The organism is Plantibacter sp., assembly GCF_059073635.1.
The window spans coordinates 334,073-359,883 of the sequence record NZ_JCACOF010000009.1 but is presented as its reverse complement, the minus strand read 5'-3'; the positions used below and the strand labels follow the sequence as shown (position 1 = coordinate 359,883).

At 68.9% G+C, this 25,811-nt stretch carries 23 protein-coding genes and 1 pseudogene; 22 read left to right on the top strand and 2 right to left on the bottom strand.

The window, feature by feature from the left end:
* Nucleotides 1-63 precede the first annotated feature (63 nt).
* On the top strand, nt 64-1,410 hold the full coding sequence (locus AC5JOC_RS11680) for a class II 3-deoxy-7-phosphoheptulonate synthase (protein WP_056005400.1): 1,347 nt from the start codon (nt 64-66) through the stop codon (nt 1,408-1,410).
* Nucleotides 1,411-1,497: 87 nt separating this feature from the next.
* On the opposite strand, the gene pknB is transcribed toward AC5JOC_RS11680, so the two are convergent.
* Nucleotides 1,498-3,444 carry a Stk1 family PASTA domain-containing Ser/Thr kinase gene (gene pknB, locus AC5JOC_RS11675; RefSeq protein ID WP_274499991.1) on the bottom strand — a complete coding sequence of 649 codons (1,947 nt, stop codon included), beginning with the start codon at nt 3,442-3,444 and terminating at the stop codon, nt 1,498-1,500.
* A gap of 130 nt (nt 3,445-3,574) precedes the next feature.
* Between pknB and AC5JOC_RS11670 the strand changes: the two genes are divergently transcribed.
* Nucleotides 3,575-3,916 (top strand): Rv2175c family DNA-binding protein, encoded by a 342-nt coding sequence (locus AC5JOC_RS11670; RefSeq protein ID WP_086473210.1) that lies wholly within the window; start codon nt 3,575-3,577, stop codon nt 3,914-3,916.
* A gap of 25 nt (nt 3,917-3,941) precedes the next feature.
* Here AC5JOC_RS11670 and AC5JOC_RS11665 read toward each other — a convergent pair whose 3' ends face one another.
* Entirely contained in the window at nt 3,942-5,042 is a 1,101-nt protein-coding gene (locus AC5JOC_RS11665; protein WP_064297005.1) for a polyprenyl synthetase family protein, read from the bottom strand.
* Between the two features lie 75 nt (nt 5,043-5,117).
* On the opposite strand from AC5JOC_RS11665, the gene AC5JOC_RS11660 reads away from it, so the two are divergent.
* From AC5JOC_RS11660 to AC5JOC_RS11565, 20 genes and pseudogenes are all read left to right on the top strand, one after another.
* Nucleotides 5,118-5,492, top strand: coding sequence for an SCO2097 family morphological protein (locus tag AC5JOC_RS11660; protein ID WP_064297004.1), 375 nt, complete (start codon nt 5,118-5,120; stop codon nt 5,490-5,492).
* A gap of 314 nt (nt 5,493-5,806) precedes the next feature.
* Nucleotides 5,807-6,238 (top strand): division/cell wall cluster transcriptional repressor MraZ, encoded by a 432-nt coding sequence (gene mraZ / locus AC5JOC_RS11655; RefSeq protein ID WP_064297003.1) that lies wholly within the window; start codon nt 5,807-5,809, stop codon nt 6,236-6,238.
* Between the two features lie 139 nt (nt 6,239-6,377).
* A complete protein-coding gene (gene rsmH, locus AC5JOC_RS11650) occupies nt 6,378-7,331 on the top strand; it encodes a 16S rRNA (cytosine(1402)-N(4))-methyltransferase RsmH (protein WP_274499990.1) in 954 nt (317 codons plus the stop codon).
* Entirely contained in the window at nt 7,328-7,921 is a 594-nt protein-coding gene (ftsL, locus tag AC5JOC_RS11645) for a cell division protein FtsL (RefSeq protein WP_192004858.1), read from the top strand. The genes rsmH and ftsL overlap by 4 nt, the downstream gene beginning before the upstream one ends.
* Before the next feature lie 73 nt (nt 7,922-7,994).
* On the top strand, nt 7,995-9,767 hold the full coding sequence (locus AC5JOC_RS11640) for a peptidoglycan D,D-transpeptidase FtsI family protein (RefSeq protein WP_192004859.1): 1,773 nt from the start codon (nt 7,995-7,997) through the stop codon (nt 9,765-9,767).
* A 26-nt stretch (nt 9,768-9,793) separates the two neighbouring features.
* Nucleotides 9,794-11,338, top strand: coding sequence for a Mur ligase family protein (locus AC5JOC_RS11635; RefSeq protein WP_274499988.1), 1,545 nt, complete (start codon nt 9,794-9,796; stop codon nt 11,336-11,338).
* On the top strand, nt 11,338-12,744 hold the full coding sequence (locus AC5JOC_RS11630) for a UDP-N-acetylmuramoyl-tripeptide--D-alanyl-D-alanine ligase (protein WP_192004861.1): 1,407 nt from the start codon (nt 11,338-11,340) through the stop codon (nt 12,742-12,744). The genes AC5JOC_RS11635 and AC5JOC_RS11630 overlap by 1 nt, the downstream gene beginning before the upstream one ends.
* On the top strand, nt 12,741-13,838 hold the full coding sequence (gene mraY / locus AC5JOC_RS11625; protein WP_138947134.1) for a phospho-N-acetylmuramoyl-pentapeptide-transferase: 1,098 nt from the start codon (nt 12,741-12,743) through the stop codon (nt 13,836-13,838). Before AC5JOC_RS11630 ends, mraY begins: the two co-directional genes overlap by 4 nt.
* Nucleotides 13,835-15,347 (top strand): annotated as a pseudogene (murD, locus tag AC5JOC_RS11620) (UDP-N-acetylmuramoyl-L-alanine--D-glutamate ligase). Before mraY ends, murD begins: the two are co-directional and overlap by 4 nt.
* A gap of 88 nt (nt 15,348-15,435) precedes the next feature.
* Nucleotides 15,436-16,629, top strand: a complete 1,194-nt coding sequence (ftsW, locus tag AC5JOC_RS11615; protein WP_228498104.1) for a putative lipid II flippase FtsW — start codon at nt 15,436-15,438, stop codon at nt 16,627-16,629.
* Nucleotides 16,626-17,723 (top strand): UDP-N-acetylglucosamine--N-acetylmuramyl-(pentapeptide) pyrophosphoryl-undecaprenol N-acetylglucosamine transferase, encoded by a 1,098-nt coding sequence (locus AC5JOC_RS11610; RefSeq protein ID WP_192004864.1) that lies wholly within the window; start codon nt 16,626-16,628, stop codon nt 17,721-17,723. Before ftsW ends, AC5JOC_RS11610 begins: the two co-directional genes overlap by 4 nt.
* 27 nt (nt 17,724-17,750) lie before the next feature.
* Complete coding sequence (murC, locus tag AC5JOC_RS11605) at nt 17,751-19,163, top strand: UDP-N-acetylmuramate--L-alanine ligase (RefSeq protein ID WP_192004865.1); 1,413 nt, start codon at nt 17,751-17,753, stop codon at nt 19,161-19,163.
* Between the two features lie 10 nt (nt 19,164-19,173).
* Complete coding sequence (locus AC5JOC_RS11600) at nt 19,174-20,274, top strand: cell division protein FtsQ/DivIB (RefSeq protein WP_494246458.1); 1,101 nt, start codon at nt 19,174-19,176, stop codon at nt 20,272-20,274.
* 159 nt (nt 20,275-20,433) lie between these two features.
* Complete coding sequence (gene ftsZ / locus AC5JOC_RS11595; RefSeq protein WP_137241624.1) at nt 20,434-21,690, top strand: cell division protein FtsZ; 1,257 nt, start codon at nt 20,434-20,436, stop codon at nt 21,688-21,690.
* The gene (locus AC5JOC_RS11590; RefSeq protein WP_494246457.1) at nt 21,690-22,403 is read left to right on the top strand and encodes a YggS family pyridoxal phosphate-dependent enzyme; all 714 of its coding nucleotides are present in this window, start codon (nt 21,690-21,692) and stop codon (nt 22,401-22,403) included. The genes ftsZ and AC5JOC_RS11590 overlap by 1 nt, the downstream gene beginning before the upstream one ends.
* Before the next feature lie 44 nt (nt 22,404-22,447).
* Nucleotides 22,448-22,963: a cell division protein SepF gene (locus AC5JOC_RS11585; protein WP_064296992.1), complete on the top strand. Its 516-nt coding sequence runs from the start codon at nt 22,448-22,450 to the stop codon at nt 22,961-22,963.
* Nucleotides 22,964-22,970: 7 nt separating this feature from the next.
* The gene (locus tag AC5JOC_RS11580; protein WP_064296991.1) at nt 22,971-23,267 is read left to right on the top strand and encodes a YggT family protein; all 297 of its coding nucleotides are present in this window, start codon (nt 22,971-22,973) and stop codon (nt 23,265-23,267) included.
* Between the two features lie 174 nt (nt 23,268-23,441).
* Complete coding sequence (locus AC5JOC_RS11575) at nt 23,442-24,083, top strand: DivIVA domain-containing protein (protein ID WP_079706011.1); 642 nt, start codon at nt 23,442-23,444, stop codon at nt 24,081-24,083.
* Nucleotides 24,043-24,723, top strand: coding sequence for a signal peptidase II (gene lspA, locus AC5JOC_RS11570; protein ID WP_079706010.1), 681 nt, complete (start codon nt 24,043-24,045; stop codon nt 24,721-24,723). The genes AC5JOC_RS11575 and lspA overlap by 41 nt, the downstream gene beginning before the upstream one ends.
* The gene (locus AC5JOC_RS11565; RefSeq protein WP_079706009.1) at nt 24,720-25,643 is read left to right on the top strand and encodes an RluA family pseudouridine synthase; all 924 of its coding nucleotides are present in this window, start codon (nt 24,720-24,722) and stop codon (nt 25,641-25,643) included. The genes lspA and AC5JOC_RS11565 overlap by 4 nt, the downstream gene beginning before the upstream one ends.
* Nucleotides 25,644-25,811 lie beyond the last annotated feature (168 nt).

Genomic DNA, 25,811 nt, shown 5'->3' with positions numbered 1-25,811 from the left:
CCGGAGCGCGTCCGGTCGAAGAGAAACAGGAAATCCGTGTCCCACGCTACAGAACCAGTCGTCATGGCCGAACCCTCGGTGATCGCCGGACTGGACTATTGGCGTGAGCTGCCGATCAAGCAGCAGCCGTCATGGCCGGACCAGGCCGCGGTGGCGCGTGCCTCCGCCGAACTCGCGACCCTCCCTCCGCTGGTCTTCGCCGGCGAGGTCGACATCCTGCGCGACCGGTTGGCCCGGGCGGCGAGCGGCAATGCGTTCCTGCTCCAGGGCGGCGACTGCGCGGAGACCTTCGCCGGTGCGACGGCCGAGCAGATCCGCAACCGTGTGAAGACGGTCCTGCAGATGGCCGTCGTGCTCACGTACGGTGCGTCGATGCCGGTCGTCAAGATGGGCCGGATGGCCGGGCAGTTCGCCAAGCCGCGCTCCAACGACTCCGAGACGCGGGGCGACGTCACCCTGCCCGCCTACCGCGGCGACATCGTCAACGGCTACGACTTCACCCCGGAGTCGCGCACGGCCGACCCCGCTCGGCTCGTCAAGGGCTACCACACCTCCGCATCGACGCTGAACCTCATCCGGGCGTTCACCCAGGGCGGGTTCGCCGACCTCCGCGAGGTCCACAGCTGGAACAAGGGGTTCGCCGCCAACCCGGTGAACCACCGGTACGAGGGACTGGCGCGCGACATCGATCGTGCGATCAAGTTCATGGAGGCGGCCGGAGCCGACTTCGACCAGCTGCGCGGTGTCGAGTTCTACTCGAGCCACGAGGCGCTGCTCATGGACTACGAGCGACCGATGACGCGGATCGACTCGCGGACCGGGACGCCGTACAACACCTCGGCCCACTTCGTGTGGATCGGTGAGCGGACCCGTGAGCTCGACGGCGCGCACGTCGACTTCCTGTCGCGCGTGCGCAACCCGATCGGCGTGAAGCTCGGCCCCACCACCTCGGCCGACGACATGCTGCGTCTCATCGACAAGCTCGACCCCGAGCGCGAGCCCGGGCGCCTGACGTTCATCACGCGGATGGGTGCGGGCAAGATCAGGGACGCCCTGCCTCCGCTGCTCGAGGCGATCAAGGGTGCCGACGCGACGCCGCTGTGGGTCACCGATCCGATGCACGGCAACGGACTCACGACGCCCACCGGCTACAAGACGCGCCGCTTCGACGACGTCGTGGACGAGGTCAAGGGGTTCTTCGAAGCCCACCGCGCCGCAGGGACGCACCCGGGCGGCATCCACGTCGAGCTCACCGGCGACGACGTCACCGAGTGCCTCGGTGGCTCCGAGCAGATCGACGAGGCGACCCTGGCGACGCGGTACGAGTCGCTGTGCGATCCGCGCCTCAACCACATGCAGTCGCTCGAGCTCGCCTTCCTCGTGGCGGAGGAGCTCGCCGCCGCGAAGTAGGTCTCACACGACGAAGCGCCCATGCCGGGTTCGGCATGGGCGCTTCGTCGTCTGGCAGCTGCGTGGGTGGATCGCGCTTCGCCGTGGCTACAGACCGAAGTCGGTGATGTTGACGGTCGAGCCCTTCTTGACGGATTTACCCGCCGGGGGATCGGTCTTCTTCACCTTGAAGATGTCGCGGAAGGCCTCGGCTACGGCGATGTCACCCACGGTGAACCCCGCGTCCTGCAGCGTCGTGATGGCCTGGTTGATCGTCTGGCCGGTGGTGTCCGGGACGGCGACCAACTCGACGCCCTTCGACACGATCAACGTGACGTCGTCGCCCGGGATGAACGCCGTCTCGTTCCCGTCCGCATCGGTCTTGGCCTGGATGCCGATGACCTGCCCCGCGGGGATCGTGTCGTCGAACGCCTCGTCCGAGGTGCCCACGCCGAGCCCGACGGACTCGAGGGCGTCGCGCGCCTGGTCCGGCGTCATCCCCGAGACCGAGGGCACCTGTCCGGCCGAGACGAGCAACGTCACCGTGGAGCCTTGGAAGGACGGCCCACCCTGGCTGTAGTCGGCGCCCGAGGTCGCGTCGGTCGCCGCGAGCACGATGTCCTTGGCGATGCTCGGGTCGAACTGTTGGTTCACGGTGCCGACGGCGACCCCGAGCGCGTCCAACTGCTGTTCGGCGTCGGACTGTGCGAGCCCGGCGAGGACCGGGATGTCCACCGGCTGCGGCCCCTGGGAGACGAGGACCGTCACCGAGCTGCCCTTGTCGATCATCGAGCCGGACGGCGGATCGCTGCCGGCGACCGTACCGGCCGGGACGGTGAGGCTGAACGTCGCGCCTTCGACGGGCACGAAGCCCAGCTCCACGAGTTTGGCGGACGCCTGGTCGAAACTCCCGTCGGCGACGTTCGGGACCTGGACGAGCGAGCCGGGGCCCTGGCCGAAGTACCATCCGGTCCCGCCGGCGAGCGCAGCGAGCATGAGGACGATCGTGAACAGCGCGACGCCCACGCGGCTGCGCTTGCGCGCCTTCGTGGCGAGCTTGCCCGGACCGTCCGTCGCGTCGGCGCGCACCGGGACCTGCTGCGGTTTGGTGTTGCGGCCGATGACCTGGGTGACGTCGTCGGCGTGCTCGCTCGAGTAGGAGGCTGGCATGACGATCGTGGGCTGCGCCCCGGTGGCGACCGAGGTGAACCCGAGACTGGACTCGATGGACCGCAGGCGCTCGAGCATCTCGCCGGCGTTCGACGGACGATCGTCCGGTTCGCGCTCGGTGGCCCAGAAGACGAGGTCGTCGAGTTCCTTCGGGACGGCGGGGTTCTTGGCGCTCGGTGCGGGGACCGACTCGTTGGCGTGCTGGTAGGCGATCTGCATCGGCTGCTCGCCCTTGTAGGGCTGCTCGCCGGTGAGCATCTCGTAGAGCATGATCCCGAGCGCGTAGATGTCGCTCCGCGCGTCGGCCTGTCCACGGGTGACGAGTTCGGGGGAGAGGTAGGCGATCGTGCCGAGGAGTGCCTGGCCGGTGGCCGTGTTCGCGCTCGCGGCTCTCGCGAGGCCGAAGTCGCCGATCTTGATGCGTCCGTCGTCGGCGAGGAGGACGTTCTCCGGCTTGACGTCGCGGTGGACGATGCCGGCGCGGTGCGCGGCGGCGAGACCGGACAGCACGGCGTCGAGGATGTCGGCGGCCTGCCGAGGGGTCAGCGTGCCGTTGTCGCGGATGAGGTCGCGGAGGGTGATCCCCGGCAGGTGCTCCATGACGAGGTACGCCATGTCGGAGTCCTGGCCCTGGTCGAACACGCTGACGACATGCGGGTTCGCGAGCCGCGCGGCGGATCGCGCCTCCTGGATGAAGCGGTTCTTGAAGGTCGTGTCGTCCGAGAGGTGGCCGTGCATGACCTTGATCGCGACGCGCCGTTCCAACCGGAGGTCGGTGGCGAGGTAGACCGTCGCCATGCCGCCACGGGCGATGCGTGAGCGCACCTGATATCTCCCGTCGAGGAGACGGCCGATCATCGGATCGGTCTGCTGGTTGCTACTCACCAGTCGAGTGTATGGAACGTCGAGCGCGAAGAGCTGTCAACACCCCGGGAGGGCGGCGAGGTGCCTGGATCGTTACCCGAACGCGATCCGACGGCGCCGAGCGGAGCGCGGTCGTGGCAGACTGCTGTGCGTGACTGAGCAGAATTCCGAACTCGTGTGGTTCACCCTTCCCGATCTGGCGACCGAACTCGGGCTGCCGATCCGCCGCATCCGCCAGTACCTCGAGGAGCGCGACCTCCTCGCCGTCCGACGTGACGGCGTGCTGCAGGTGCCGTCGTCGTTCATCGCGGACGGCGGGCCGGTGCACAACCTGCGCGGCACGCTCACGCTGCTGTCCGACAACGGCTTCGACGACGAGGCCGCGATGGTCTGGATGCTCGAGGACGACGACGCGATCGGGACCTCGCCGATCGAAGCCCTCCGCGAGGGACGTCGATCCGAGGTTCGCCGGGTGGCTCAGGCGCTCGCCTGATCCCGCGCCGTCCGAGCCGGACGGCTCAGGTCTCGCGGCGTGCGACCGCGACCGCGAGGCCGCGCAGGTGGGCCCGGGCGTCGTCGTTGATCGGAGCCTCGCCCAATGCGGAGAGCGCCCGTGCGACGTGGTCCTGGATGAGCTTCTCCACCTGGTCGACGGCCCCGCTGTCGCGGATGGTCGCCTGGAGCAGGCCGATCTGGTCGTCGTCGAGTTCGGGATCCCCGAGCAGCTCGTCGAGGATGGCGCGCGCGCCCGGCTGGAGGGCCTCCCTCGTGAGCGCGATGAGGATGGTTCGCTTCCCCTCGCGGAGGTCGTCGCCACTCGGCTTCCCGGTCACGGCGGGATCGCCGTAGACGCCGAGGAGGTCGTCGCGCAGCTGGAAGGCGATGCCGAGGGGGAGGCCGTACCCGCGGAGCGACGCGAGCTGCTGCTCGTTCCCGCCGCCGAGGAGCGCCCCGAGCGCGAGCGGGGACTCGATGCTGTACTTGGCCGATTTGAAGATCAGGACGCGCTCGGCGCGGCGACGCTGTTCGTCGTCGGCGGCGTCGCGCCAGGCGCGCTCCTCGAGGATGTCGAGGTACTGGCCGGCCGTGACCTCGGTCCGCATCCGGTTGAACTCGGCCCGCGCTGCGCGAGCGGCGGTGCGGTCGTCCAGCTGGTCGAGTCCGTCGTCGAGGAGTTCGTCGCTCCAGCCGAGGAGCAGGTCGCCGAGGAGCGTGGCGGCTCCGGTGCCGAAGGTCGTCGGGTCGCCGTCCCATCGGCTGCGACGGTGCAACTCCGCGAAGGAGACGTGAGCAGACGGTGCACCCCGGCGCGTGTCGGAGTTGTCGATGATGTCGTCGTGGACGAGCGCTGCGGCGTGGAACAGCTCGAGTGCTCCACAGGTCGCGATGACGGTCTCGAGGCCGCCCTGACCGCTGGCGTGCCTCCCGGTCGAGACGGCCTGCCAGCCCCGGAAGCAGAACTGTGCTCGGAACCGCTTCCCACCGCTGAGAAATTCCCGGGAGAAGTCGAGGAACGGGGAGAGCTCCGGGCCGATCTGCGCGACAATGGAGCTTCGCGAGGAGAGAAAGTCGGAGAGCCCGCGGCCCACCAGGGTGGCGAGTTCATTGCTTTCGATCACGCACCTAGCCTAGTCATGCTTCGGTGGCTAGACTCGATCAACAACGTCGCGTCGTGTGACCTTGAGGGGAATCAGATGCCACTTTCAGAGCAGGAGCAACGGCTCCTCGATGAGATGGAACGCCACCTCTACCGCAGCGATGCCGATTTCGTCTCCAAGGTCAGCGCTGGCGCGGGCAAACCGAGTTACCGCGGAATCGCGCTCGGCTCCCTCATCGCGGTGGTCGGGGCGATCGGCCTCGTGCTCGGAGTCGTGATCCAGCAGCCCATCGTCGGTCTGCTCGGGTTCGCGATCATGCTCACGGGCGTGCTCGTGGCGACGAAGCCGACCCGGGCTCCACTCGAACAGCCGCGACCTCGTCAGGCTGCGCCGGCAGGACAGAAGTCCTCGCGTCTGATGGACCGCTTCAACGACCGCTGGGACAAGCGCCAGTCGGGCGACGAGCGGTAGCGAGGCCCGGTCTCCTGGTCGCTCCTCGGTCGGCCACCTGACTCCACTTCCCTCCCTCGCGGCACCGCCGCACCACGACTCCAAACGGGGCCGATCTTCGGATCGGCCCCGTTTCGTCGTTTCGGGCCCTCCCTGATCGTCCCGAGTATGGCAAAACCCCTCCATTTCCCTCCACCCCGCAGAGTCCCGACTTTGCGGGGTTTTTTCATGAGCAAATGGTCCAATGTGGAGGAATGTGCTGCATTGGTGGTGCAAAGTGGAGTAAAGTGGAGCCCAACCAAGATGTTGGCCAGAACGATTGGGGGCGGGGGCGTATGTTCCTCGGTAGTCACGCCCCCAAACTCGACGAAAAAGGCCGCATCATCCTGCCGGCGAAGTTCCGCGATGAGCTCTCCGGCGGGGTCGTCATGACTCGAGGCCAGGAGCACTGCATCTACGTCTTCAGCACGCGGGAGTTCGAGGCGCTCCACGAGAAGATCCGCCAGGCTCCGGTCACCAGCAAGCAGGCCCGCGACTACCTGCGCGTGTTCCTCTCCGGAGCGAGCGCCGAGACCCCCGACAAGCAGCACCGCGTGACCATTCCGTCCAACCTCCGCCAGTACGCCGGGCTCAGCCGCGACCTCGTGGTCATCGGCGCCGGCAGCCGCGCGGAGATCTGGGACGCCGAGGCATGGGAGTCCTACCTCGCCGAACAGGAGAGCGTCTTCTCCGAGACCGCCGAGGAGGTGATCCCCGGACTCTTCTAGCGCCCTGCCCCCTGACTCCCAGCCGTCCCGCCCTGACACACTTCCCCGGTGCCAGGTCGGAGCCCGCCCTGACACACTTCCCCGGTGCCAGGTCGGAACGGATGGGGATCAGGGGTCAGGGACCGTCCGGATTACGCATATGGCCATCAACGACATCCACACCCCGGTCCTCCTCGAGCGATGCATCGAGCTGCTCGCCCCAGCCGTGTCCCACGAGGGCGCGGTCCTCATCGACGCCACGCTCGGCATGGCGGGCCACGCCGAAGCCATGCTCGAGCGGTTCCCGCAGTTGACCCTCATCGGGCTCGACCGCGACCTCGATGCGCTGGAAATCGCTCAGGAGCGACTCGAGCGCTTCGGGTCGCGAGTCCGGTTCGTCAAAGCCGTCTACGACGACATCGACGAGGCGGCCGAGGAGCTCGGGTTCCCACAGGTGGACGGGATCCTGTTCGACCTCGGTGTCTCCTCACTGCAACTCGATCGGACCGAACGCGGCTTCTCGTACTCGCAGGACGCGCCACTCGACATGCGGATGGACGCCTCGAGCGAGCTGACGGCGGAGACGATCCTCGCCACCTACGACGAGGTCGCACTTCGGAAGATCTTCTGGGAGTACGGCGACGAGAAGTTGGCGCAGCGCTACGCGCGCCGCATCGTCGAGGAACGCCAGCAGCGACCCCTGACGAGTTCCGGTCAGCTCGTCGAGCTCATCGATCGGGCCACGCCGGCGGCCGCACGTCGCACCGGCCACCCGGCCAAGCGGGTCTTCCAGGCGCTGCGCATCGAGGTCAACGCGGAGCTGTCGGTCCTCGAGTCCGCCGTGCCCCGCGCGCTCGACCTGCTTCGGGTCGGAGGCCGGATCGTGTTCCTGTCCTACCAGTCACTCGAGGACCGGATCGTCAAGCGCGAGCTCCAGGCGCGGGCGAAGTCGACCACGCCGGCGGGGCTGCCCGTCGAGCTCCCGGAGCACAGCGCGGAGCTGAAGCTCCTCGTCAAGGGCGCCGAACTCGCCACCGAGGCCGAGATCGACGAGAACCCCAGAGCGAAACCCGTGCGACTCCGCGCGGCCGAACGGCTGAGGAGGCCAGCATGAGCGGAGCGACCGCAGCACTCGATCTCGCGCCCGAACGGTTCGGACGCGCTCGGCCGCAGCCGACCCGGACCGCCCCCGAACGGCAGCACATCCGTGCGGTCACGACCGGGGCGCGCTCGAAGCTCCGACCACGGCCCATGTACGCGGTCATCGTCGTCGGTGCGGTCGTCGCCATCGTCGTGGGCCAGTTGCTCCTCAGCGTCGGGCTGAGCCAGGGCGCCTACCAGATCCAGCAGCTCGAGGGGAAGCAGGTCGAACTCGGCCGCACCTCGGCCGCGCTGGCCGAGGACCTCGACCGCCTGGCCTCGCCGCAGTACCTCGCCGTCAACGCGCAGGCACTCGGCATGGTGGGCAACTCGCTCCCGACCTACCTCCGGCTCTCCGACGGCGCTGTGCTGGGGACGCCCACGCCGGCGTCGGCGAGCACGAGTCCGATCTTCAACGCCGCCCTCGTGCCGAACGCACAGGCAGCGACGCTCCCGCTCGTCGGCGGACAGAACGCCGCCGCCGCAGACGGCGCGTCGAGCCAGGAAGCTGTCACACCGCCCGTACCGTTGCAGGACGGGCTGCCGTCGCCGACCACACGATGACCGGACGGATAACGGTGGAGGACGACGCCCTGCTCGGAGGTGCGACGTCAGGAGAGGACGCGGTGCGGGCATCATGGTGAGACACACGAAGACCACGCGCCGACGCCTCGCGTTCACCATCGTCGCGGTCTCCATCGTGATGACGCTCTTCGTCCTCCGTCTGGTCGACATCCAGGTGGTCCGCGCGAGTGCCTTGAGCGCCGAATCGCTCGAGAAGACCGAGACGGGCGACACGATCCTCGCCACCCGCGGCAGCATCCTCGCCTCCGACGGTTCGGTGCTCGCCGAAGCGGTCATGCGCTACAGCATGGCGGCATCCCCGAAGGACGCCGGCCCGTTCGAACGTGATGTCGACGGCACCGAGCAGACGATCACCCTCGAACAGGCGACGAACGAGATCGGCGCGATCATCGGGAAGCCCGGTCCGGAGATCCTCGCGCTCATCACGGACGCCCTCGCCGCGGACAAGGACTCGCTCTACGCGCTCATCGCGAAGAAGCTCACCCTCGACCAGCTCCGAGCGCTCAAGGCGCTGGAGATCCCGTGGACGACCTTCCAGGAGGAGCCGTACCGGGTCTACCCGAACGGCGCCGTCGCCGGCAACATCGTCGGCTTCGTGGGCGAGGAGGGCGAGGCCCAGGCGGGCGTCGAACTCATGGAGAACTCCTGCCTCGCCGGCAAGGACGGACGCACGACGTACGAGAAGGGCAGCGGCGGTCTGCCGCTCCCCGGCACCACGGTGACGAAGCCGGCGAAGGACGGCGGCGACGTCGTGCTGACGCTCGACAAGGACATCCAGTGGTTCTCGCAGCAGTCGCTCGCCGCGCAGGCCGAAGCGGTCGGTGCGAGCTGGGGCGTCGTCACGGTGATGGAGGTCAAGACCGGCAAGCTCCTCGCCGTCGCCGAGTACCCGGCCGTCGACCCCGGCAACGTCAGCGCGACGCCGTCCGAGGACCGAGGTTCACGGGCCTTCGCCGCGCCGTTCGAACCGGGATCGACGTACAAGTCGCTCACCGCTGCGGCACTGATCGACCAGGGCGTCGCCAGCCCCAACTCACAGGTGGTCGCTCCGTTCCGGTACAAGCCCTCGAACGGTGCGGACATCAACGACAGCGAGTTCCACGAGGACATGAACCTCACGCTCGCGGGCGTCATGGTGCAGTCGTCGAACACGGGGATCTCGCAGTTCGGCGAGAAGATGAGCGCCGACACCCGCTACGCGTACTTCCAGAAGTTCGGTCAGCTGCAGAAGACCGAGGTCGGCTTCCCGAGCGAGTCCGGTGGCCTCATGGCGGACGCTGCGGACTGGGACAACCAGACGGACTACGCGACCATGTTCGGTCAGGGCTTCTCGACGACCGCGATCCAGGGCGCCAGCCTGTACCAGACGATCGCGAACGGCGGTGTCCGCATGCCCGTCCAGCTGGTCGAGGGTTGCCGGAACGCGGACGGCACCATGACCGACGTCCCCGACGCGACCGGAACCCAGGTCGTCTCCGCGGACGCGGCGAAGCAGGTCAGCGACATGCTCGAGATGGTCGACCAGGAGAGCTGGGTGGCCAAGAACGTCGACGTCCCCGGCTACCGGGTGGCGATGAAGACCGGCACCGCACAGCAGCCCGACGGCGATGGAGGCTACAGCTCGAGCTACCTCGTCTCGATGGCCGGTTTCGCTCCTGCAGAGGCGCCGCAGTTCGTCGTTTCGGTGAACCTGGCCGACCCGGTTAAGATGAATTCATCGGCTGCAGTCGCTCCCATCTTCCGGGATGTGACCACCCAGGTGCTGAAGAGCAGGGGAGTGCAGCCGTCCACGGAGCCGGCACCGAACCTGCCGCTCAGTTTTTGAACGACCTCATGAAGGATGGGCTCAGCGTGAACAATCAGGGCCCGATCAGCCTCAGGCCGGAACATCCGCAGCGGCGGGCGCTCTCGCAGCTGGTGACCGAATTCGATCTCGACCTGCACGGCTCGGCCGACGGCGTGGAGATCAGCGGTGTCAGCCTGAGCTCCGGTGCCGTCGAGCCCGGTGACCTCTACATCGGCATGCCGGGTGTCCGCGCCCATGGTGCCGCATACGCCGAGCAGGCGAAGGAACGCGGCGCGGTCGCGGTGCTGACGGACGACGCCGGACGAGAGCTGGCGGCCGCGGCCGGCCTGCCGATCATCGTCGTGCCGGAGCCGCGCGCAGCCCTCGGCCACCTCGCCGCCTGGGTCTACCGCACCGCCGAGGAGCCACCGACGCTGTTCGGCGTGACCGGCACCAACGGCAAGACGAGCGTGGTCTACCTCCTGAGCGGCATGCTCGCGCAACTCGGGATCGTCTCCGGGCTGAGCTCGACCGCGGAGCGGCGCATCGGCGACCTCGCGGTGACGAGCTCCCTCACCACGCCGGAGGCCAGCGAGCTGCATGCGCTGCTCGCGCGCATGCGCGAGTCCGAGGTGCGCGCGGTCGCCATCGAGGTCTCCGCCCAGGCGCTGACCAGGCACCGCGTCGACGGCATCGTCTTCGACGTCGTCGGCTTCACCAACCTCAGTCACGACCACTTCGACGACTACGGCGACTTCGACGAGTACTTCGCGGCCAAGCGGGAGCTGTTCGAACCCGATCGCGCCCGACGAGGCGTCGTCACGATCGATTCCGAGTGGGGCGGCCGGCTCGTCGAGCAGAGCCGGATCCCGGTGACGACCCTGACGACCCGCCCCGAGATCGACGCCGACTGGCGCATGACGATCCTCGAGGAGACCGCCGGTTCCACGACGTTCCGCCTCGACGGCCCCGGCGACCAAGCGCTCGTGACGAGCGTGCCGCTGCTCGGCTGGTTCATGGCGGCGAACGCCGCGCTCGCGATCGTGATGCTCGTCGAGTCCGGTGTGGAGTTCGACATGATCGCCCAGGCCCTCGAGCGGGACGGTGGGATCGACGCCTACATCCCCGGGCGTGCCGAGCGGATCAGCGGCGACCGCGGCCCGGTCGTGTACATCGACTACGGGCACAGCCCCGACGCGTTCCTCAACACCCTCGCAGCCATCCGGGCCGTCACGCCGGGCCGCGTGGTCATGGTGTTCGGCGCCGACGGAGACCGCGACACGACGAAGCGTCGCGACATGGGTGCGATCGCCGCCCGGGGTGCCGACGTCGTGGTGGTCACCGACTTCCATCCCCGGAGCGAGGACCCGGCGTCGATCCGGCGCGTGCTCCTCGAGGCCGCCCGTGAAGCAGCGCCGGACGGCGAGTTGCACGAGGTCGCCGATCCGGCGACCGCGTTCCGCACGGCGCTCGCGCTGGCCGGGCAGGGCGACACCATCCTCTACGCCGGACCGGGGCACGAGGACTACCACGAGGTGGCCGGCGTGAAGCTCCCGTACTCGGCGCGCGACGACTCGCGCGACGCGCTGCGTGAGGCAGGGTGGCTCTGATGATCGACCTGACCCTCACCGAGATCGCCGCGGCGACCGACGGCCGACTGATCCCCGGTCCGGCGGACCCCGGCCTCGTCGTGTCCGGCGTCGCCGACACCGACTCCCGACTCATCACGCCCGGCGACATCTTCGTCGCGAAGCCCGGCGAGGAGACCGACGGACATCTGTTCGCCGATGCGGCGGTCGCGAACGGCGCCGCCCTGCTCATCGTCGAACGGGAGCTGCCCGTCGCCGTGCCGCAGATCGTCGTCGAGGACTCCGTGACCGCGCTCGGCGCCCTCGCCACCGAGGTCATCACGAGGGTGCGCGCGCTCGGACGACTCCGGATCGTCGGCATCACCGGATCCAACGGCAAGACCACGACCAAGAACCTCCTCGCCGCGGTCCTCGAGCGCGTCGGGGAGACGGTCAGCCCGAAGGCCTCCTTCAACAACGAGGTCGGAGCACCGATCACCATGCTGCGCGTGACGAACGAGACGCGGTTCCTCGTCGCGGAGATGGGTGCCAGCGGCATCGGCGAGATCGCCCGACTCATCCGCATGGCGAAGCCCGACATCGGCGTGGTCCTGAAGGTCGGACTCGCCCACGCGGGGGAGTTCGGTGGGATCGAAGCGACCGTCACGGCGAAGACCGAGATGGTGTCCGAGCTGCTCCCGGAGGACGTCGCCGTCCTCAACCTCGACGATCCACGGGTGGCGGGCATGGCCGATGCCACCCGGGCACGCGTCCTCTGGTTCGGCCTCGACGACCGCGCCGCCGTTCGAGCGACCGACATCGTCGCGACGGCGTCCGGAACCGCGTTCACGCTGCACCTGCCCGACGGTTCCTCTGCGCCCGTCCGGTTCAAGGTGCTCGGTGAGCACCACGTCATGAACGCCCTCGCCGCGGCCGCAGCCGCCCACGAACTCGGTGTGGAGATCGACCTCATCGTCGACGCCCTCGCGAGCGTGAGCCGGGCGGAGCGCTGGCGGATGGAGCCCCTCGGCGGACGCGACGACGTGTCCATCATCAACGACGCCTACAACGCGAGCCCCGACTCCATGTCGGCCGCGATCCGGACCCTCGCCCAGATCGGTGCTGAACGCGGCCGGACCATCGCGGTCCTCGGCGCCATGAGCGAACTCGGCGACTGGGCGGGCGAGGAGCACGACCGGATCGGGCTCCAGGTCGTCCGGCTCGGGATCGGCCGCCTCGTCGTGGTCGGCCCCGAGGCCCGCCGCATGCACATCACCGCGATCAACGAAGGGTCGTGGGACGGGGAGTCGGTGTACTTCGCGACCGCGGACGAGGCGTTCGCGTACTTGAGCGCGGAGATCGCCCCGGGCGACACCGTGCTCGTGAAATCGTCCAACGCGGCCGGACTCCGGTTGCTGGGCGATCGACTGGGGGAGTTGTACGCATGAGAGTCCTGTTGGCCGCGGGAGCGATCTCGCTGGCGTTCTCCCTCTTCCTGACACCGCTCTTCATCAGAGCGTTCCGCAAGCTGGCCTGGGGCCAGTTCATCCGCGACGACGGACCACAGAGCCACCACACGAAGCGCGGTACCGCGACGATGGGTGGCGTCATCATCATCGTCGGCACCCTCGTCGGCTTCTTCGCGAGCTATCTGATCTTCCAGGAGCAGGTCGGCGTCTCGGCGCTCCTCGTCCTGCTGATGATGGTCGGACTCGGCATCGTCGGGTTCATCGACGACTTCCTGAAGGTCCGGAAGAAGCAGAGCCTCGGCCTCGGCGGGTGGGCGAAGGTCGCCGGACAGCTCATCGTCGCGACGGTCTTCGCCGTCCTCGCGATCAACTTCCCGAACACCGAGGGGTTCACCCCGGCGTCGACGAACATCTCGATCATCCGCGACATCCCGATCAACTTCATGGCGATCGGCATCCCGGTGATCGGCATCCTGCTGTACATCCTCTGGACCTCGGTGATCGTGGCCGCGACGTCGAACGGCGTGAACGTCACCGACGGGCTCGACGGGCTCGCCACCGGCGCCTCGATCCTCGCGATCGGCTCGTACATCATCATCGGGTTCTGGCAGTTCAACCAGTCGTGCTTCAGCTCCTCGCTCGCCTCCGACGTGGCCTACAAGTGCTACGACGTCAGAGATCCACTCGACCTCGCCGTGGTCGCCGCGGCGATCGTGGGTGCGCTCATCGGGTTCCTCTGGTGGAACACCTCGCCGGCGCAGATCTTCATGGGTGACAGCGGTTCGTTGGCGCTCGGTGGAGCGCTCGCGGCCCTGGCCATCCTCAGCAAGACCGAGCTCCTCCTGGTGCTCGTCGGTGGTCTCTTCGTCATCGAGGCCGGTTCCGTGATCGTCCAGCGGGTCTACTTCAAGGCGACCCGCGGCAAGCGCATCTTCCTCATGAGCCCCATCCACCATCACTTCGAGCTCAAGGGTTGGGCCGAGGTCACCGTCGTCGTCCGTTTCTGGATCATCGGTGGTCTGCTCGTCGCAGCGGGCGTGGGGTCCTTCTACCTCGAGTGGTTGAGCCGATGAGCGCTGAGCGCCTCGACGGGCTCCGCAGCTGGCACGCCGACTGGCGTGGTCTGCGGGTCGCCGTCCTGGGGCTCGGGATGACCGGGTTCTCCGTCGCTGACACCCTCACCGAGCTCGGCTCGGAGGTCCTGGTCCTGGCCGGCGAGGCCGCGGACGAACGCGCCGAACTCGTCGGCGTCATCGGTGCGCGGCTCATCCAGCGGGACCTGTCGACCGTTCCGTCCGAGCTCGTCGAGTTCGCTCCGGAGCTCGTCGTCGTCTCACCCGGATTCCACCCCGACCACTCCGTCGTCACGTGGGCGCAGGCGGCCGGGGTCGCCGTCTGGGGCGACATCGAGCTCGCCTGGCGGGTCCGCGACAAGGTCGGCACCCCGGCCGAGTGGATCTGCGTCACCGGAACGAACGGCAAGACCACGACCGTTCAGCTGACGGCGTCGATGCTCGTCGAGGCGGGCTTCCGCGCGGCGCCCTGCGGCAACATCGGCGTCCCGGTCCTGGACGCCGTCCGTGATCCGCAGGGCTTCGACTTCTTCGTCGTCGAGCTCTCGAGTTACCAGTTGCACACCCTCGGCCTGCAGGGCGGTCGGAGCATCGTCTCGCCGCTCGCCAGCGTCTGCCTGAACCTCGCCGACGACCACCTCGACTGGCACGGCTCCGCCGCGGCGTACCGGGCGGCGAAGGCCGTGGTGTACGAGAACACGAAAATCGCGTGCGTCTACAACCGCGCTGACGCGGCGACGATGTCGATGGTCGAGGAGGCCGAGGTCGTCGACGGCGCCCGCGCCGTCGGGTTCGGCCTCGACGTCCCCGGACCGAGCGACTTCGGCGTCGTGGACGGCATCCTGGTCGACCGCGCGTTCCTCGACGACCGTCGGACGAGCGCCCTCGAGATCACGACGGTCGAAGCGCTCGCCCAGCGCGGGCTCGCCGCCCCGCACATCGTCGCCAACATCCTGGCGGCAGCGGCACTCGCCCGGGCCGCCGGCATCACGGTCGAGGCCGTGCGCGACACCCTGCTGTCGTTCGGCCTGGACGCGCACCGGATCCAGCTCATCGCGCGGACGGCTCGAGGTGGACTGGATCGACGACTCGAAGGCCACCAATCCGCACGCCGCCGACGCCTCGCTCGCCGCCTACCGCTCGGTGGTGTGGATCGTCGGAGGCCTGTTGAAGGGCGTCTCGATCGATCATCTGGTGGAGCGGCACGCCGACCACCTGCGCGCGGCCGTCGTGATCGGCGCCGACCGCTCGGAGGTCCTCGCGGCATTCGCGCGACACGCGCCGACCCTGACCGTCATCGAGGTCGACGCAGCGGAGACTGAACACGTCATGCCGGAGGCCGTTCGCCGGGCCGCCGAGGTCGCGCAGGCAGGGGACACCGTGCTCCTCGCTCCTGCAGCCGCCTCGATGGACCAGTTCACGGACTACGGACACCGTGGTCGCCTGTTCCAGGCCGCCGTCGAAGCAGAGCTGGGAGGTGAGGCGGATGATCGATCCGCCTCGCGCTGACCCGCGCCGCGTGCGGTCGTCGTCGTCCCGGATGACGACGGTCGCCTCAGGCAGTGGGACACCCGACGCACCGACGTCGCCGAGAGGCATGTCGAGTGCGCGGATCTCGCTGGGCAAGGTGCTGCGTCCGGAGTCGAAGAACTACTTCCTCCTGCTGGGTGTCACCCTGTTCCTCGTCGGGCTCGGGCTCGTCATGGTGCTGTCCTCATCCTCCGTCGAGTCTTACGAGGCCGGCGACGGGTACTTCGGGCTGTTCTGGCGCCAGGCGACGTTCGCGATGATCGGTGTTCCGCTCATGCTCATCGTGAGCCGCTTCCCGGCACGGTTCTGGAAGAAGTGGGCGTGGGTGTTCCTCCTGGTCGCCATGGGCCTGCAACTGCTCGTCTTCACACCGCTCGGCTACGAGATCGGTGGCAACCGCAACTGGATCGAGATCGGCGGCTTCACCGCGCAGCCCTCGGAAGCGGTCAAGCTCGCACTGGTCGTGTGGCTCGGGCTCGTGCTGACGATCAAGCAACCGCGTCTCCTCGAGTGGAAGCACGCCCTGATCCCGGTCATCCCCTTCGCCGGTCTCTCCATCGGCCTCGTCCTGCTCGGTGGCGACCTCGGTACCGTCGTGATCATGGCCCTGATCGTGTTCTCGGCGCTGTACTTCGCCGGGGTGCGACTGCGCTACATCGCGATCCCGGTGGTCGCAGGGGCCGTGCTGTTCCTCATCATGGCCGTCACGAGCGCCAACCGCATGCAGCGCATCATGGCGTTCTTCGGCGACGGCAAGGGCGACTACGAGAACGCCGACTGGCAGTCGACCCACGGCACGTGGGCGCTGGCGAACGGCGGCCTCTGGGGCGTCGGCCTCGGCAACTCGCGCGCGAAGTACGGGTGGCTGCCGGCGATCTCGAACGACTTCATCTTCGCGGCGATCGGCGAGGAGCTGGGCCTCATCGGTGCCGTCCTCGTCCTCGGGCTGTTCGTCTTCCTCGCCGTCATGTTCATCAGGGTGATCCGCACCAGCGACGACTCCTTCGTCAGGATCACCACCGGCGCCATCATGGCCTGGATCATCGGCCAGGCACTCGTGAACATCGGCGTCGTCCTCGGAGTCCTCCCGGTGCTCGGCGTGCCGTTACCGCTCCTGTCCTCGGGCGGCACGGCGCTGCTCACCACCCTCGTCGCGATCGGGATCGTCCTGTCGTTCGCCCGGGAGCGGGGGCGTCCCGCGTCCCAGCAGTCCCGTCGGTCACCCGCTCGACGTCCCCAATCCTCCGGAGTCACCCGATGACCACCTACCTCCTCGCCGGCGGCGGCACCGCCGGCCATGTCAACCCGCTGTTGGCGGTGGCCGACGGACTCCGCGCCAGAGACCCTGAAGCGACGATCCTCGTCGTCGGCACGGCGGAGGGCCTCGAGGCGCGACTCGTCCCGGAACGCGGCTACGAATTGCTCACCATCCCCAAACTGCCCTTCCCCCGTCGGCCGAACATCGATGCCCTCCGCTTCCCCGGTCGCCTCCGCCGGACGGTCGCAGCCGTGGTCGCGATGATCCGGGAGCACCGGGTCGACGTCGTGATCGGTTTCGGCGGCTACGCGGCCGCACCGGCCTACACGGCGGCCAGGCGCGCCGGCGTCCCGCTGGTCATCCACGAGGCGAACGCGCGTCCGGGCCTCGCGAACCGGCTCGGCGCGAGGTACACGCCCTACGTCGGTGTCGCCTTCCACCACACGCCCATCCGCAACGCACGCTTCGTCGGCATGCCGCTGCGTCGCGAGATCGAGGAGCTGGACCGCGAGACGCTCCGGCCGGCGGCCCTCGCCGAGTTCGGCCTCGTGTCGGACCGACCGCTACTGCTCGTCACCGGCGGTTCGCTCGGCGCGAGACGGATCAACGCGACGATGAGCCAGAGTGCCGAAGACGTCGTCGCGGCCGGCTGGCAGGTGCTCCACATCACGGGTGCGAAGAGCGAGATCTCGGATCCCGGTGTCGACCATTACCACCTCCTCGAGTACTGCTCCAGGATGGAGCTCGCCATCGCCGCAGCCGACTTCGCGGTGTCGCGTGCCGGCAGCGCCACGGTCAGCGAGCTGTGCGCGGTCGGGCTCCCGGCCGTCTACGTGCCCTACCCGGTCGGCAACGGTGAGCAGCGCTTCAACGCCGCCGACGTCGTGCGTGCCGGGGGAGCGGTTATGGTAGATGACGCGCAGTTCGTGCCGGCCTGGGTGCGTGAGCACCTCGTCCCGTTGCTGAGCGATCGGCACCGGGTCGACGACCTGGCCGCCCAATCCAAGAGCGTCGGTGTCTCCGACGGCACGGCTCGCGTCATCGCCCTCATCGATGAGGCGCTCCAACCATCGGTGCAGCGCGTGCGCGGCCGGTGATCCAGTCTTCCCAGAAAGCGTGACACCGTGATCAAGCCAGACCCCACCGTCGAGATCCCCGCCGACCTCGGCGTCGTGCACTTCGTCGGCATCGGCGGCAGCGGGATGAGCGGCATCGCACGGTTGTTCGTGAGCGCCGGATCGCGCGTGACCGGCTCGGACGTGCGCGAGTCGAAGAACATCGACGCCCTGCGCGAGCTCGGCGTCCCCGTCGCCATCGGCCACGATGCACAGAACGTCGGCGACGCGGACACCCTCGTCGTGACCGGGGCGCTGTGGGCGGACAATCCCGAGTACCTGCTCGCGAAGGAACGGGGCCTGACGATCCTGCACCGGTCGCAGGCGCTCGCGTGGCTGACCTCCGGGACGCGACTCATCTCCGTCGCGGGGGCCCACGGGAAGACGACGTCGACCGGCATGATCATCACGGCGCTGCTGGAACTCGGTGCCGATCCCAGCTTCGTCAACGGTGGCGTGATCGAGTCCCTCGGGCTGAGCTCGGCCCGCGGCGCCGGAGAACTGTTCGTCGTCGAGGCGGACGAGTCCGACGGTTCGTTCCTGCTCTACGACACGGCCGTCGCGCTCATCACGAACATCGACCCCGACCACTTGGACCACTACGGCTCGCTCGAAGCGTTCGAGCAGGCGTTCGTGACCTTCGCCCAGCAGGCTCGCGAACTCGTCGTCATCTCCTCGGACGACGCCGGCGCGGTCCGGATCACCCCGGCGCTCCGCGCGGCCGCCGACGGCAAGCGCGTGCTGACCTTCGGAGAGGCCGCCGACGCGGACGTCCGACTGCACGACGTCGGCTCCACCGGGCCGGTCTCGTTCCAGCTCAGCTACGAGGGCACCAGCTACGCGGCTACCCTCCGCGTGCCCGGGCGCCACAACGCCATCAACGCCGCCGGCGCCTTCGCCGTCCTCGTCGGTGTCGGGTTCGACCCGGCGGACGCGCTCCGAGGCATCAGCGCCTTCGGCGGAACGCAGCGTCGATTCGAGCTGCACGGGGTCGTCGACGGTGTCAGTGTCTACGACGACTACGCGCACCACCCCACCGAGGTCGCCGCCGCTCTCGCCGCCGCGCGCACGGTGGTCGGCGACGGTCGCATCATCGCGGTCCACCAGCCGCACCTGTACAGCCGGACCCGCCTGTTCGCCCAGGAGTTCGCCGACGCCCTCGAACGGTACGCCGACCACACGGTCGTGCTCGAGGTCTACGGCGCGCGCGAGGACCCCGAGCCCGGTGTGACCGGTGCCACGGTGTCGACCCGGTTCTCCGACGCGGACCGCGTCGCGTACATCGACGACTGGCAGCGCGCCGCGGACTACACGGCGACGGTCGTGCGACCCGGCGACTTCGTCATCACGCTCGGATGCGGCGACGTCTACCGGATCGTGCCGCAGCTCCTCGAGGCCATCGCCGGTCGCGAGTCCGTCTGATGGGCGTCCGGTGAAGCGCCCGGACGGCTTCGACCCCGCGGCCGGTCCGCGCCCCGAGCGTCAGACGCGACCGTCGGCGTCCGCGCCGGTCGACCGCGCCGGCGCGCCTGCTGAGCCCGTCGCCGAGCAGGAGACGGACGTCATCGAGCTGGACGCCGCGCGGCTCCGGCCGAAGCGGTCGGGTGCCGGCGCACCGTCCCAGCCGTCGGGCTCGAGGTCCAAGTCGAAGTCGAAGTCGGCGTCAGCCTCATCGACGCCGGCACCATCGTCGAAGGTCGGTGCGAAACCGGCGGCGACGTCCTCCGCCTCGGCGACGGCGACCCTGGAGCGCCCGGACGAACCGGAGGATGAGGCGTTCCTCACCCCGCGTGAGGCCGCCAAGCTGCGACGTCGTCACGAACGCCAGGAGATCCGTCGGTTCACGGCCCGCAAGCGCGGTCGCCACCGTCCCTGGGTGATCGCGGCCGCGATCCTCGGCGTCCTGATCGTCGTCTCGCTCGCCGGAGCCTATTCGCCGCTGCTGGCCGTCCGGTCCATCGAGGTCGTCGGTGCGAGCCGGGTCAACCAGGCCGAGATCACCGAGGCGCTCAGCGACCAGCTGGGTCGCCCACTCGCGCTGGTCGACGCGGGCGCCGTCAAGGCGGTGCTCGTCGGATACCCGCTCATCGCGAGCTACTCCCTCGAATCCCAGCCCCCGAGCACGCTCGTCGTGCGGATCGTCGAACGCGAGCCGGTGGGCGTGCTGCAATCAGGATCGGTGTACACCCTCGTCGACGCCGCCGGGGTCACCATCGAGCGCAGCGACCAACCGATCGCCGGGTATCCCACGCTCATGGTCACCGGCGGCCCGACCTCGAAGGGCTTCGTCGCCGCGGCGGCGGTGATCCGCGCGCTCCCGGCCGATCTCCGCGCCCGCGTGGCGTCCGTCTCGGCGTCGACCGCGGACGACGTCACCCTCACGCTCGTGGACTCGCCCGCCGAAGTCGTGTGGGGGAGTGCGGAGGACTCGGTCCTGAAAGCGCGGATCCTCGCGACCACGATGGCGGCCACCGACCCGTCCCAGGTGAACCAGTACGACGTGTCGTCGCCGTCCGCCGCGATCGTCCGCTGAGGAAGCGCGCCGGGATATTCCCGTCGATGTGCCGACACGCCCGGAAGCGTCCCGACACGGTCGGGGCTGGGCCCTAACGTCGTGCTCAGGACAGAAAATGCATACGCAGCATAACTTTAAACCTTAACTAGAGGTTGAGAGTTCTCACGGAGGCCTGAAGTGACTACAAACCAGAACTACCTCGCCGTCATCAAGGTCGTCGGTATCGGCGGCGGCGGCGTGAACGCGGTCAACCGCATGATCGAGCTCGGCCTCCGAGGCGTGGAATTCATCGCCATCAACACGGACGCGCAAGCGCTGCTGATGAGCGATGCCGACGTCAAGCTCGACGTCGGCCGCGAGATCACCCGCGGCCTCGGCGCCGGCGCCGACCCCGAGGTCGGACGCCGTGCGGCGGAGGATCACGCCGAGGAGATCGAAGAGGCCATCGCCGGCGCCGACATGGTGTTCGTCACCGCCGGTGAGGGTGGCGGTACCGGAACCGGTGGCGCACCCGTCGTGGCACGGATCGCGAAGTCGATCGGTGCGCTGACCATCGGTGTCGTCACGAAGCCCTTCGGCTTCGAGGGTCGTCGCCGTCAGGCCCAGGCCGAGCTCGGCGTCGCCCGCCTGAAGGAGGAGGTCGACACGCTCATCGTCGTGCCGAACGACCGCCTGCTGGAGATCAGCGACCGCGGCATCAGCATGCTCGAGGCGTTCGCGACCGCCGACCAGGTGCTCCTCGCCGGCGTCCAGGGCATCACCGACCTCATCACCACCCCCGGCCTCATCAACCTCGACTTCGCCGACGTCAAGTCGGTCATGCAGGGAGCCGGCTCCGCCCTGATGGGTATCGGCTCCTCGCGTGGCGCGGATCGTGCCATCAAGGCGGCCGAACTCGCCGTCGCCTCCCCGCTCCTCGAAGCGAGCATCGAGGGCGCCCACGGTGTCCTGCTGTCCATCCAGGGTGGCTCGAACCTCGGCATCTTCGAGATCAACGACGCCGCCAAGCTCGTCCAGGAGGCCGTGCACCCCGAGGCGAACATCATCTTCGGTGCGGTCGTCGACGACACCCTCGGCGACGAGGTGCGCGTGACGGTCATCGCCGCCGGATTCGACGGTGGCGAGCCCCTCACCAGGACGGCGGCCTCGCCGGCCGACGCGGTCATCTCGGGCGGCGTCATGAGCACCTCGGACGAGGCGCCCAGTGCTCCGATCAGCACCTCGGCCAACACGGCCTCCGAGTCGTCCGAGCACCGCTCGGCGCCTGCTGCGGCACCGGTCGCCTCCGGCGGCGACTGGGGCTCCAGGCAGAACGCGTCCTCGCCCTTCTCCGGTGCGACGCACCGTCAGCCCGATGCGGTCGTCGAGACCGCCGTCGTCGACCCCTCGTTCGACGACGAGGGCGAGCTGGACATCCCCGACTTCCTGAAGTAGTGGGCGGCGACACGATCACCCCGGCCGGATCGGGCTCTTCGGAGCCCGATCCGGCTCTGCTCGATCGCCTCGCCGCGATCCGCGGCCGCGTCGCAGACGCCGCTCGTGCAGCCGGTCGCGCCGACGAGCCGACGCTCATCGTCGTGACGAAGTTCCATCCGGTCGCACTCGTGCAGCAGCTCGCGGCCGCGGGGGTCACCGACGTGGGGGAGAACCGACACCCGGAGGCCCGCGACAAGGCCGAGGCGGCCGCCGGACTCGGGTTGCGGTGGCACTTCATCGGCCAGTTGCAGACGAACAAGGCCAAGCAGGTGCGCCGATACGTCGACGCCGTGCACTCGGTGGACCGGCCCGAACTCCTGCGCGCGCTGTCATCACCGGACCGCCTCCTCGAGGTGTTCCTCCAGGTGAACCTGACCGACGACCCGGGTCGCGGCGGTGTGGTCGGCGACGAGGCGCTGGAAGCGCTCGCCACGGAGACGCTCGAAGCCGAAGGCGTCCTCCTGCGAGGCGTGATGGCCGTCGCGCCGCTCGACGAGCCACCGGCCGACGCGTTCGCGCGCGTCGTCGCGGCGTCCGCGCGGGTGCGATCCCTCGCTCCGCAGGCCGACGGCCTGTCGATCGGGATGAGCCACGACTACGTCGAGGCGATCGAAGCGGGCGCGACACACCTACGCATCGGCACGGCAATCACCGGGAATCGTCCGGTGTGACGTTAATCTCGAAGGTGCAAGGACCGCAGATCACGGAGGAAACGATGTCGAACCCACTGAAGAAGACCATGGTGTACCTCGGGCTCGCCGACGATGATCTCGAGTACGAGCAGCAGCACGCTGCCCAGGCCGAGCCCACGCAGCAGGCCGAGCCTCGCCGGGCAGAACGTCCCGAGCGCGCAGAGCGGGTCGAGCGCGTCGAGAAGGCCGCTCCCGTGACCCCGCTGCGCAAGCCGGTCCCGGTCCGTCAGCCGGTCGCCCCGAGCTCCGACCTCAACGAGATCCTCACGGTGCACCCCAAGCAGTACCGCGACGCTCAGATCATCGCCGAGAGCTTCCGCGACGGTGTCCCGGTCATCATCAACCTCTCCCAGATGAGCGACGGCGACGCCCGACGCCTCATCGACTTCGCCAGTGGCCTCTCGCAGGGCCTCTACGGGAAGATCGAGCGAGTGACGAGCAAGGTCTTCCTGCTCTCGCCCGAGCACGTCGCCGTTTCCGGCGACAACGGGCAGGGCGCACCGGAAGCGACCGAGGCGACCTTCTTCGCTCAGTCATAATCGAGGGGTGGCTTCTCTCATCTCCGTGATCGGCACGATCCTCTATCTCGCGCTGCTCCTGTACTTCTTCGTCCTCTGGGCGCGGTTCATCCTCGACCTGGCTCGGGTACTCCGCCCGCAGTGGCGACCGTCGGGCGTCGGCCTGGTCCTCGCCGAGCTCAGTTTCACGGTCACCGACCCGCCGATCCGGTTCTTCCGCCGTGTCCTGCCGCGCGTCGCGGTCGGTCCCGTCGCGCTCGACTTCGGTTGGACGCTCACGATGCTGTGTTGCATCATCGCGATGACGCTCGTCCAGCTCCTGTAGCCGCCGACGTCGGCGCCCGCGCAGGGTTCACGACGATTGTGCGGCTACGATAGAACGCCCGTCACCTGACGGGAAGCTCCGACGCTGACAACATGTCTCACCCACTGGGTCAGACTTTGCTAGCGTGGGGGCGTTGTACACAGATTTTCGATTCGACAGTGAAGGTGGTTCGCTATGGCGCTCACTCCCGAAGACGTGGTCCAGAAGCGGTTTCAGCAGACCAAGTTCCGCGAAGGCTACGACCAGGACGAGGTGGACGACTTCCTCGACGAGGTCGTCGTCGAACTGCGTCGCCTCATCCAGGAGAAGGACGAGGTCCAGCAGAAGCTGACCGCGGCCGAGGCCAAGGTCGCCGAGCTGCAGAAGGGCGGCTCCTCCGCTCCCGCCGCGCTCGCCAAGGCTGAGCCCGCTCCCGCACCGGCTCCGGTCGTCGCACCCGCAGCGGCTCCTGCCGCCGAGTCGACCGACAACACGGCTGAGAGCTCCAACAACCTCCTGCAGCTGGCCCGCCGCCTGCACGACGAGCACGTCGCAGAGGGCGCTCAGCGTCGCGACGCACTCATCGCCGAAGGTCACGCGACCGCGGCACGTGTCGTCGCCGAGGCCGAGGCCAAGCAGCGCGCACAGATGCAGATCCTCGAGCAGGAGCGCTCCGTGCTGGAGCACAAGATCGACGAGCTGCGCAACTTCGAGCGCGAGTACCGCTCGCAGCTCCGCGGCTACATCGAGGGTCAGCTGAAGGACCTCGACGCCTCGTCGTCGAGCTCCGCACCCGATGCGAAGTCCGGCGTCACCGCCGACAGCGCAGCGGTCTAGCGCAGACACCCGGTTGTCTCCCGCATCACCGTCGAAGGCCAGCGCCAGGACTCTTGCAGTCCTGGCGCTGGTTGCCGTCGTGGCCTATTCGGCCGATCAGTTCACGAAGTTCCTCGTCACCACCAACCTGACGGTCGGTGAGTCCGTCCCCGTCTTCGGACAGGCGCTGGTCCTGTACTTCGTCAAGAATTCGGGTGCCGCCTTCTCGCTGGGTGCCGGCTACACCTGGATCTTCTCGATCCTCGCCGCGGTGGTCGTCGTCGTCATCGTCTGGTTCGCGCGCCGCATCCGTTCGCGCGCCTGGGCGATCGTCTTCGGCCTGCTCCTCGGAGGCGTGCTCGGCAACCTGACCGACCGCCTCTTCCGAGAGCCGTCCTTCGGCCTCGGCCACGTCGTCGACTTCATCTCGACGCCCTGGATGCTCCCCGCGATCTACAACGTGGCCGACATCTGCATCGTGGTCAGCATGGCGCTGTTCATCCTCCTGACGCTCTTCGGTGTCAACCTCGACGGCACGCGCACGACGCGAGCGAGTGAACGGGCCGCCCAGGAAGCGGAGGACCGCGAGGCTGAAGCCGACGCGGCCGTCCTCGATCCTGCGGAGCCTGGCGACGCGAGCCCGGACGCAGGTCGTCCGTGAACGAGTCCCGCAGCCTGTACGTCCCCGACGGACTCGACGGCGAGCGCGTCGACGCCGGACTCGCCAAGCTCCTGGGCTTCTCGCGCAGCTACGCGGCCGAGGTGGCCTTGGCCGGCGGCGTCACCATGAACGGGAAGTCGGTCGACAAGTCCGATCGCCTGCTCGGCGGCGCTTGGCTCGAGATCGAATGGACGCCTCGACGGGAGGCCGTGATCGTCCCGATCGCCGTCCCCGACCTCGGCATCGTCCACGACGACGACGAGATCGTCGTCGTCGACAAGCCTGCGGGCGTCGCGGCGCATCCCTCGGTCGGTTGGGAGGGACCGACGGTGCTCGGCGCCCTCGCGGCGGCGGGCTTCCGCATCTCGACCTCGGGAGCCGCCGAGCGCGCGGGCATCGTCCATCGGCTGGACGCCGGGACGAGCGGCCTCATGGTCGTCGCGAAGACCGAGCGGGCCTACACCTGGCTCAAGCGGGCCTTCCACGACCGCGAGGTCGAGAAGATCTACCGCGCTGTGGTGCAGGGGCATCCCGATCCACTCGCCGGCACCATCGACGGACCGATCGGCCGCCATCCGCGTCACGACTGGCGGTTCGCCGTGACCGCCGACGGCAAGCCGTCGATCACGCACTACGAGACGCTCGAGGCGTTCCCGTACGCCTCGCTGCTCGAGGTGCACCTGGAGACCGGCCGCACCCACCAGATCCGCGTGCACATGGCGGCCCAGCGGCACCCCTGCGTCGGCGACGCGATGTACGGGGCCGACGCGGCGCTGTCGGCGCGGTTGGGACTCACCCGCCAGTGGCTCCACGCCACGAAGCTGGGGTTCGCCCACCCGGCCACGGGGGAGTTCGTTCGGTTCGAGGCGGCCTACCCGGCCGACCTCCAGCACGCGCTGTCCGTGCTCGAGCTCGACTGAGCCGACGCCCGCCCATCCCGTCGGTGTCCCTGACGGCATCGCCGGAGCCGACCGTCGGCGGTGACGGTTAGGCTGGATCACAGACCACCTCGGCGTCCGCGCCGAACCCCACAGCACGATCCCCGGAGGCGCCGTCCGTGCCCACGTCCACCGATTCGTTCGTCCATC

What these genes read in the sequence shown, in the direction of transcription:
- AC5JOC_RS11630 (WP_192004861.1), top strand. Translation starts at nt 11,338, where the DNA reads ATGATCGACCTGACCCTCACCGAGATCGCCGCGGCGACCGACGGCCGA.
- AC5JOC_RS11660 (WP_064297004.1), top strand. Translation starts at nt 5,118, where the DNA reads ATGCCACTTTCAGAGCAGGAGCAACGGCTCCTCGATGAGATGGAACGC.
- mraY (WP_138947134.1), top strand. Translation starts at nt 12,741, where the DNA reads ATGAGAGTCCTGTTGGCCGCGGGAGCGATCTCGCTGGCGTTCTCCCTC.
- ftsL (WP_192004858.1), top strand. Translation starts at nt 7,328, where the DNA reads ATGAGCGGAGCGACCGCAGCACTCGATCTCGCGCCCGAACGGTTCGGA.
- AC5JOC_RS11610 (WP_192004864.1), top strand. Translation starts at nt 16,626, where the DNA reads ATGACCACCTACCTCCTCGCCGGCGGCGGCACCGCCGGCCATGTCAAC.
- AC5JOC_RS11585 (WP_064296992.1), top strand. Translation starts at nt 22,448, where the DNA reads ATGTCGAACCCACTGAAGAAGACCATGGTGTACCTCGGGCTCGCCGAC.
- AC5JOC_RS11575 (WP_079706011.1), top strand. Translation starts at nt 23,442, where the DNA reads ATGGCGCTCACTCCCGAAGACGTGGTCCAGAAGCGGTTTCAGCAGACC.
- mraZ (WP_064297003.1), top strand. Translation starts at nt 5,807, where the DNA reads ATGTTCCTCGGTAGTCACGCCCCCAAACTCGACGAAAAAGGCCGCATC.
- lspA (WP_079706010.1), top strand. Translation starts at nt 24,043, where the DNA reads ATGCGAAGTCCGGCGTCACCGCCGACAGCGCAGCGGTCTAGCGCAGAC.
- rsmH (WP_274499990.1), top strand. Translation starts at nt 6,378, where the DNA reads ATGGCCATCAACGACATCCACACCCCGGTCCTCCTCGAGCGATGCATC.
- AC5JOC_RS11680 (WP_056005400.1), top strand. Translation starts at nt 64, where the DNA reads ATGGCCGAACCCTCGGTGATCGCCGGACTGGACTATTGGCGTGAGCTG.
- AC5JOC_RS11640 (WP_192004859.1), top strand. Translation starts at nt 7,995, where the DNA reads ATGGTGAGACACACGAAGACCACGCGCCGACGCCTCGCGTTCACCATC.
- ftsW (WP_228498104.1), top strand. Translation starts at nt 15,436, where the DNA reads ATGTCGAGTGCGCGGATCTCGCTGGGCAAGGTGCTGCGTCCGGAGTCG.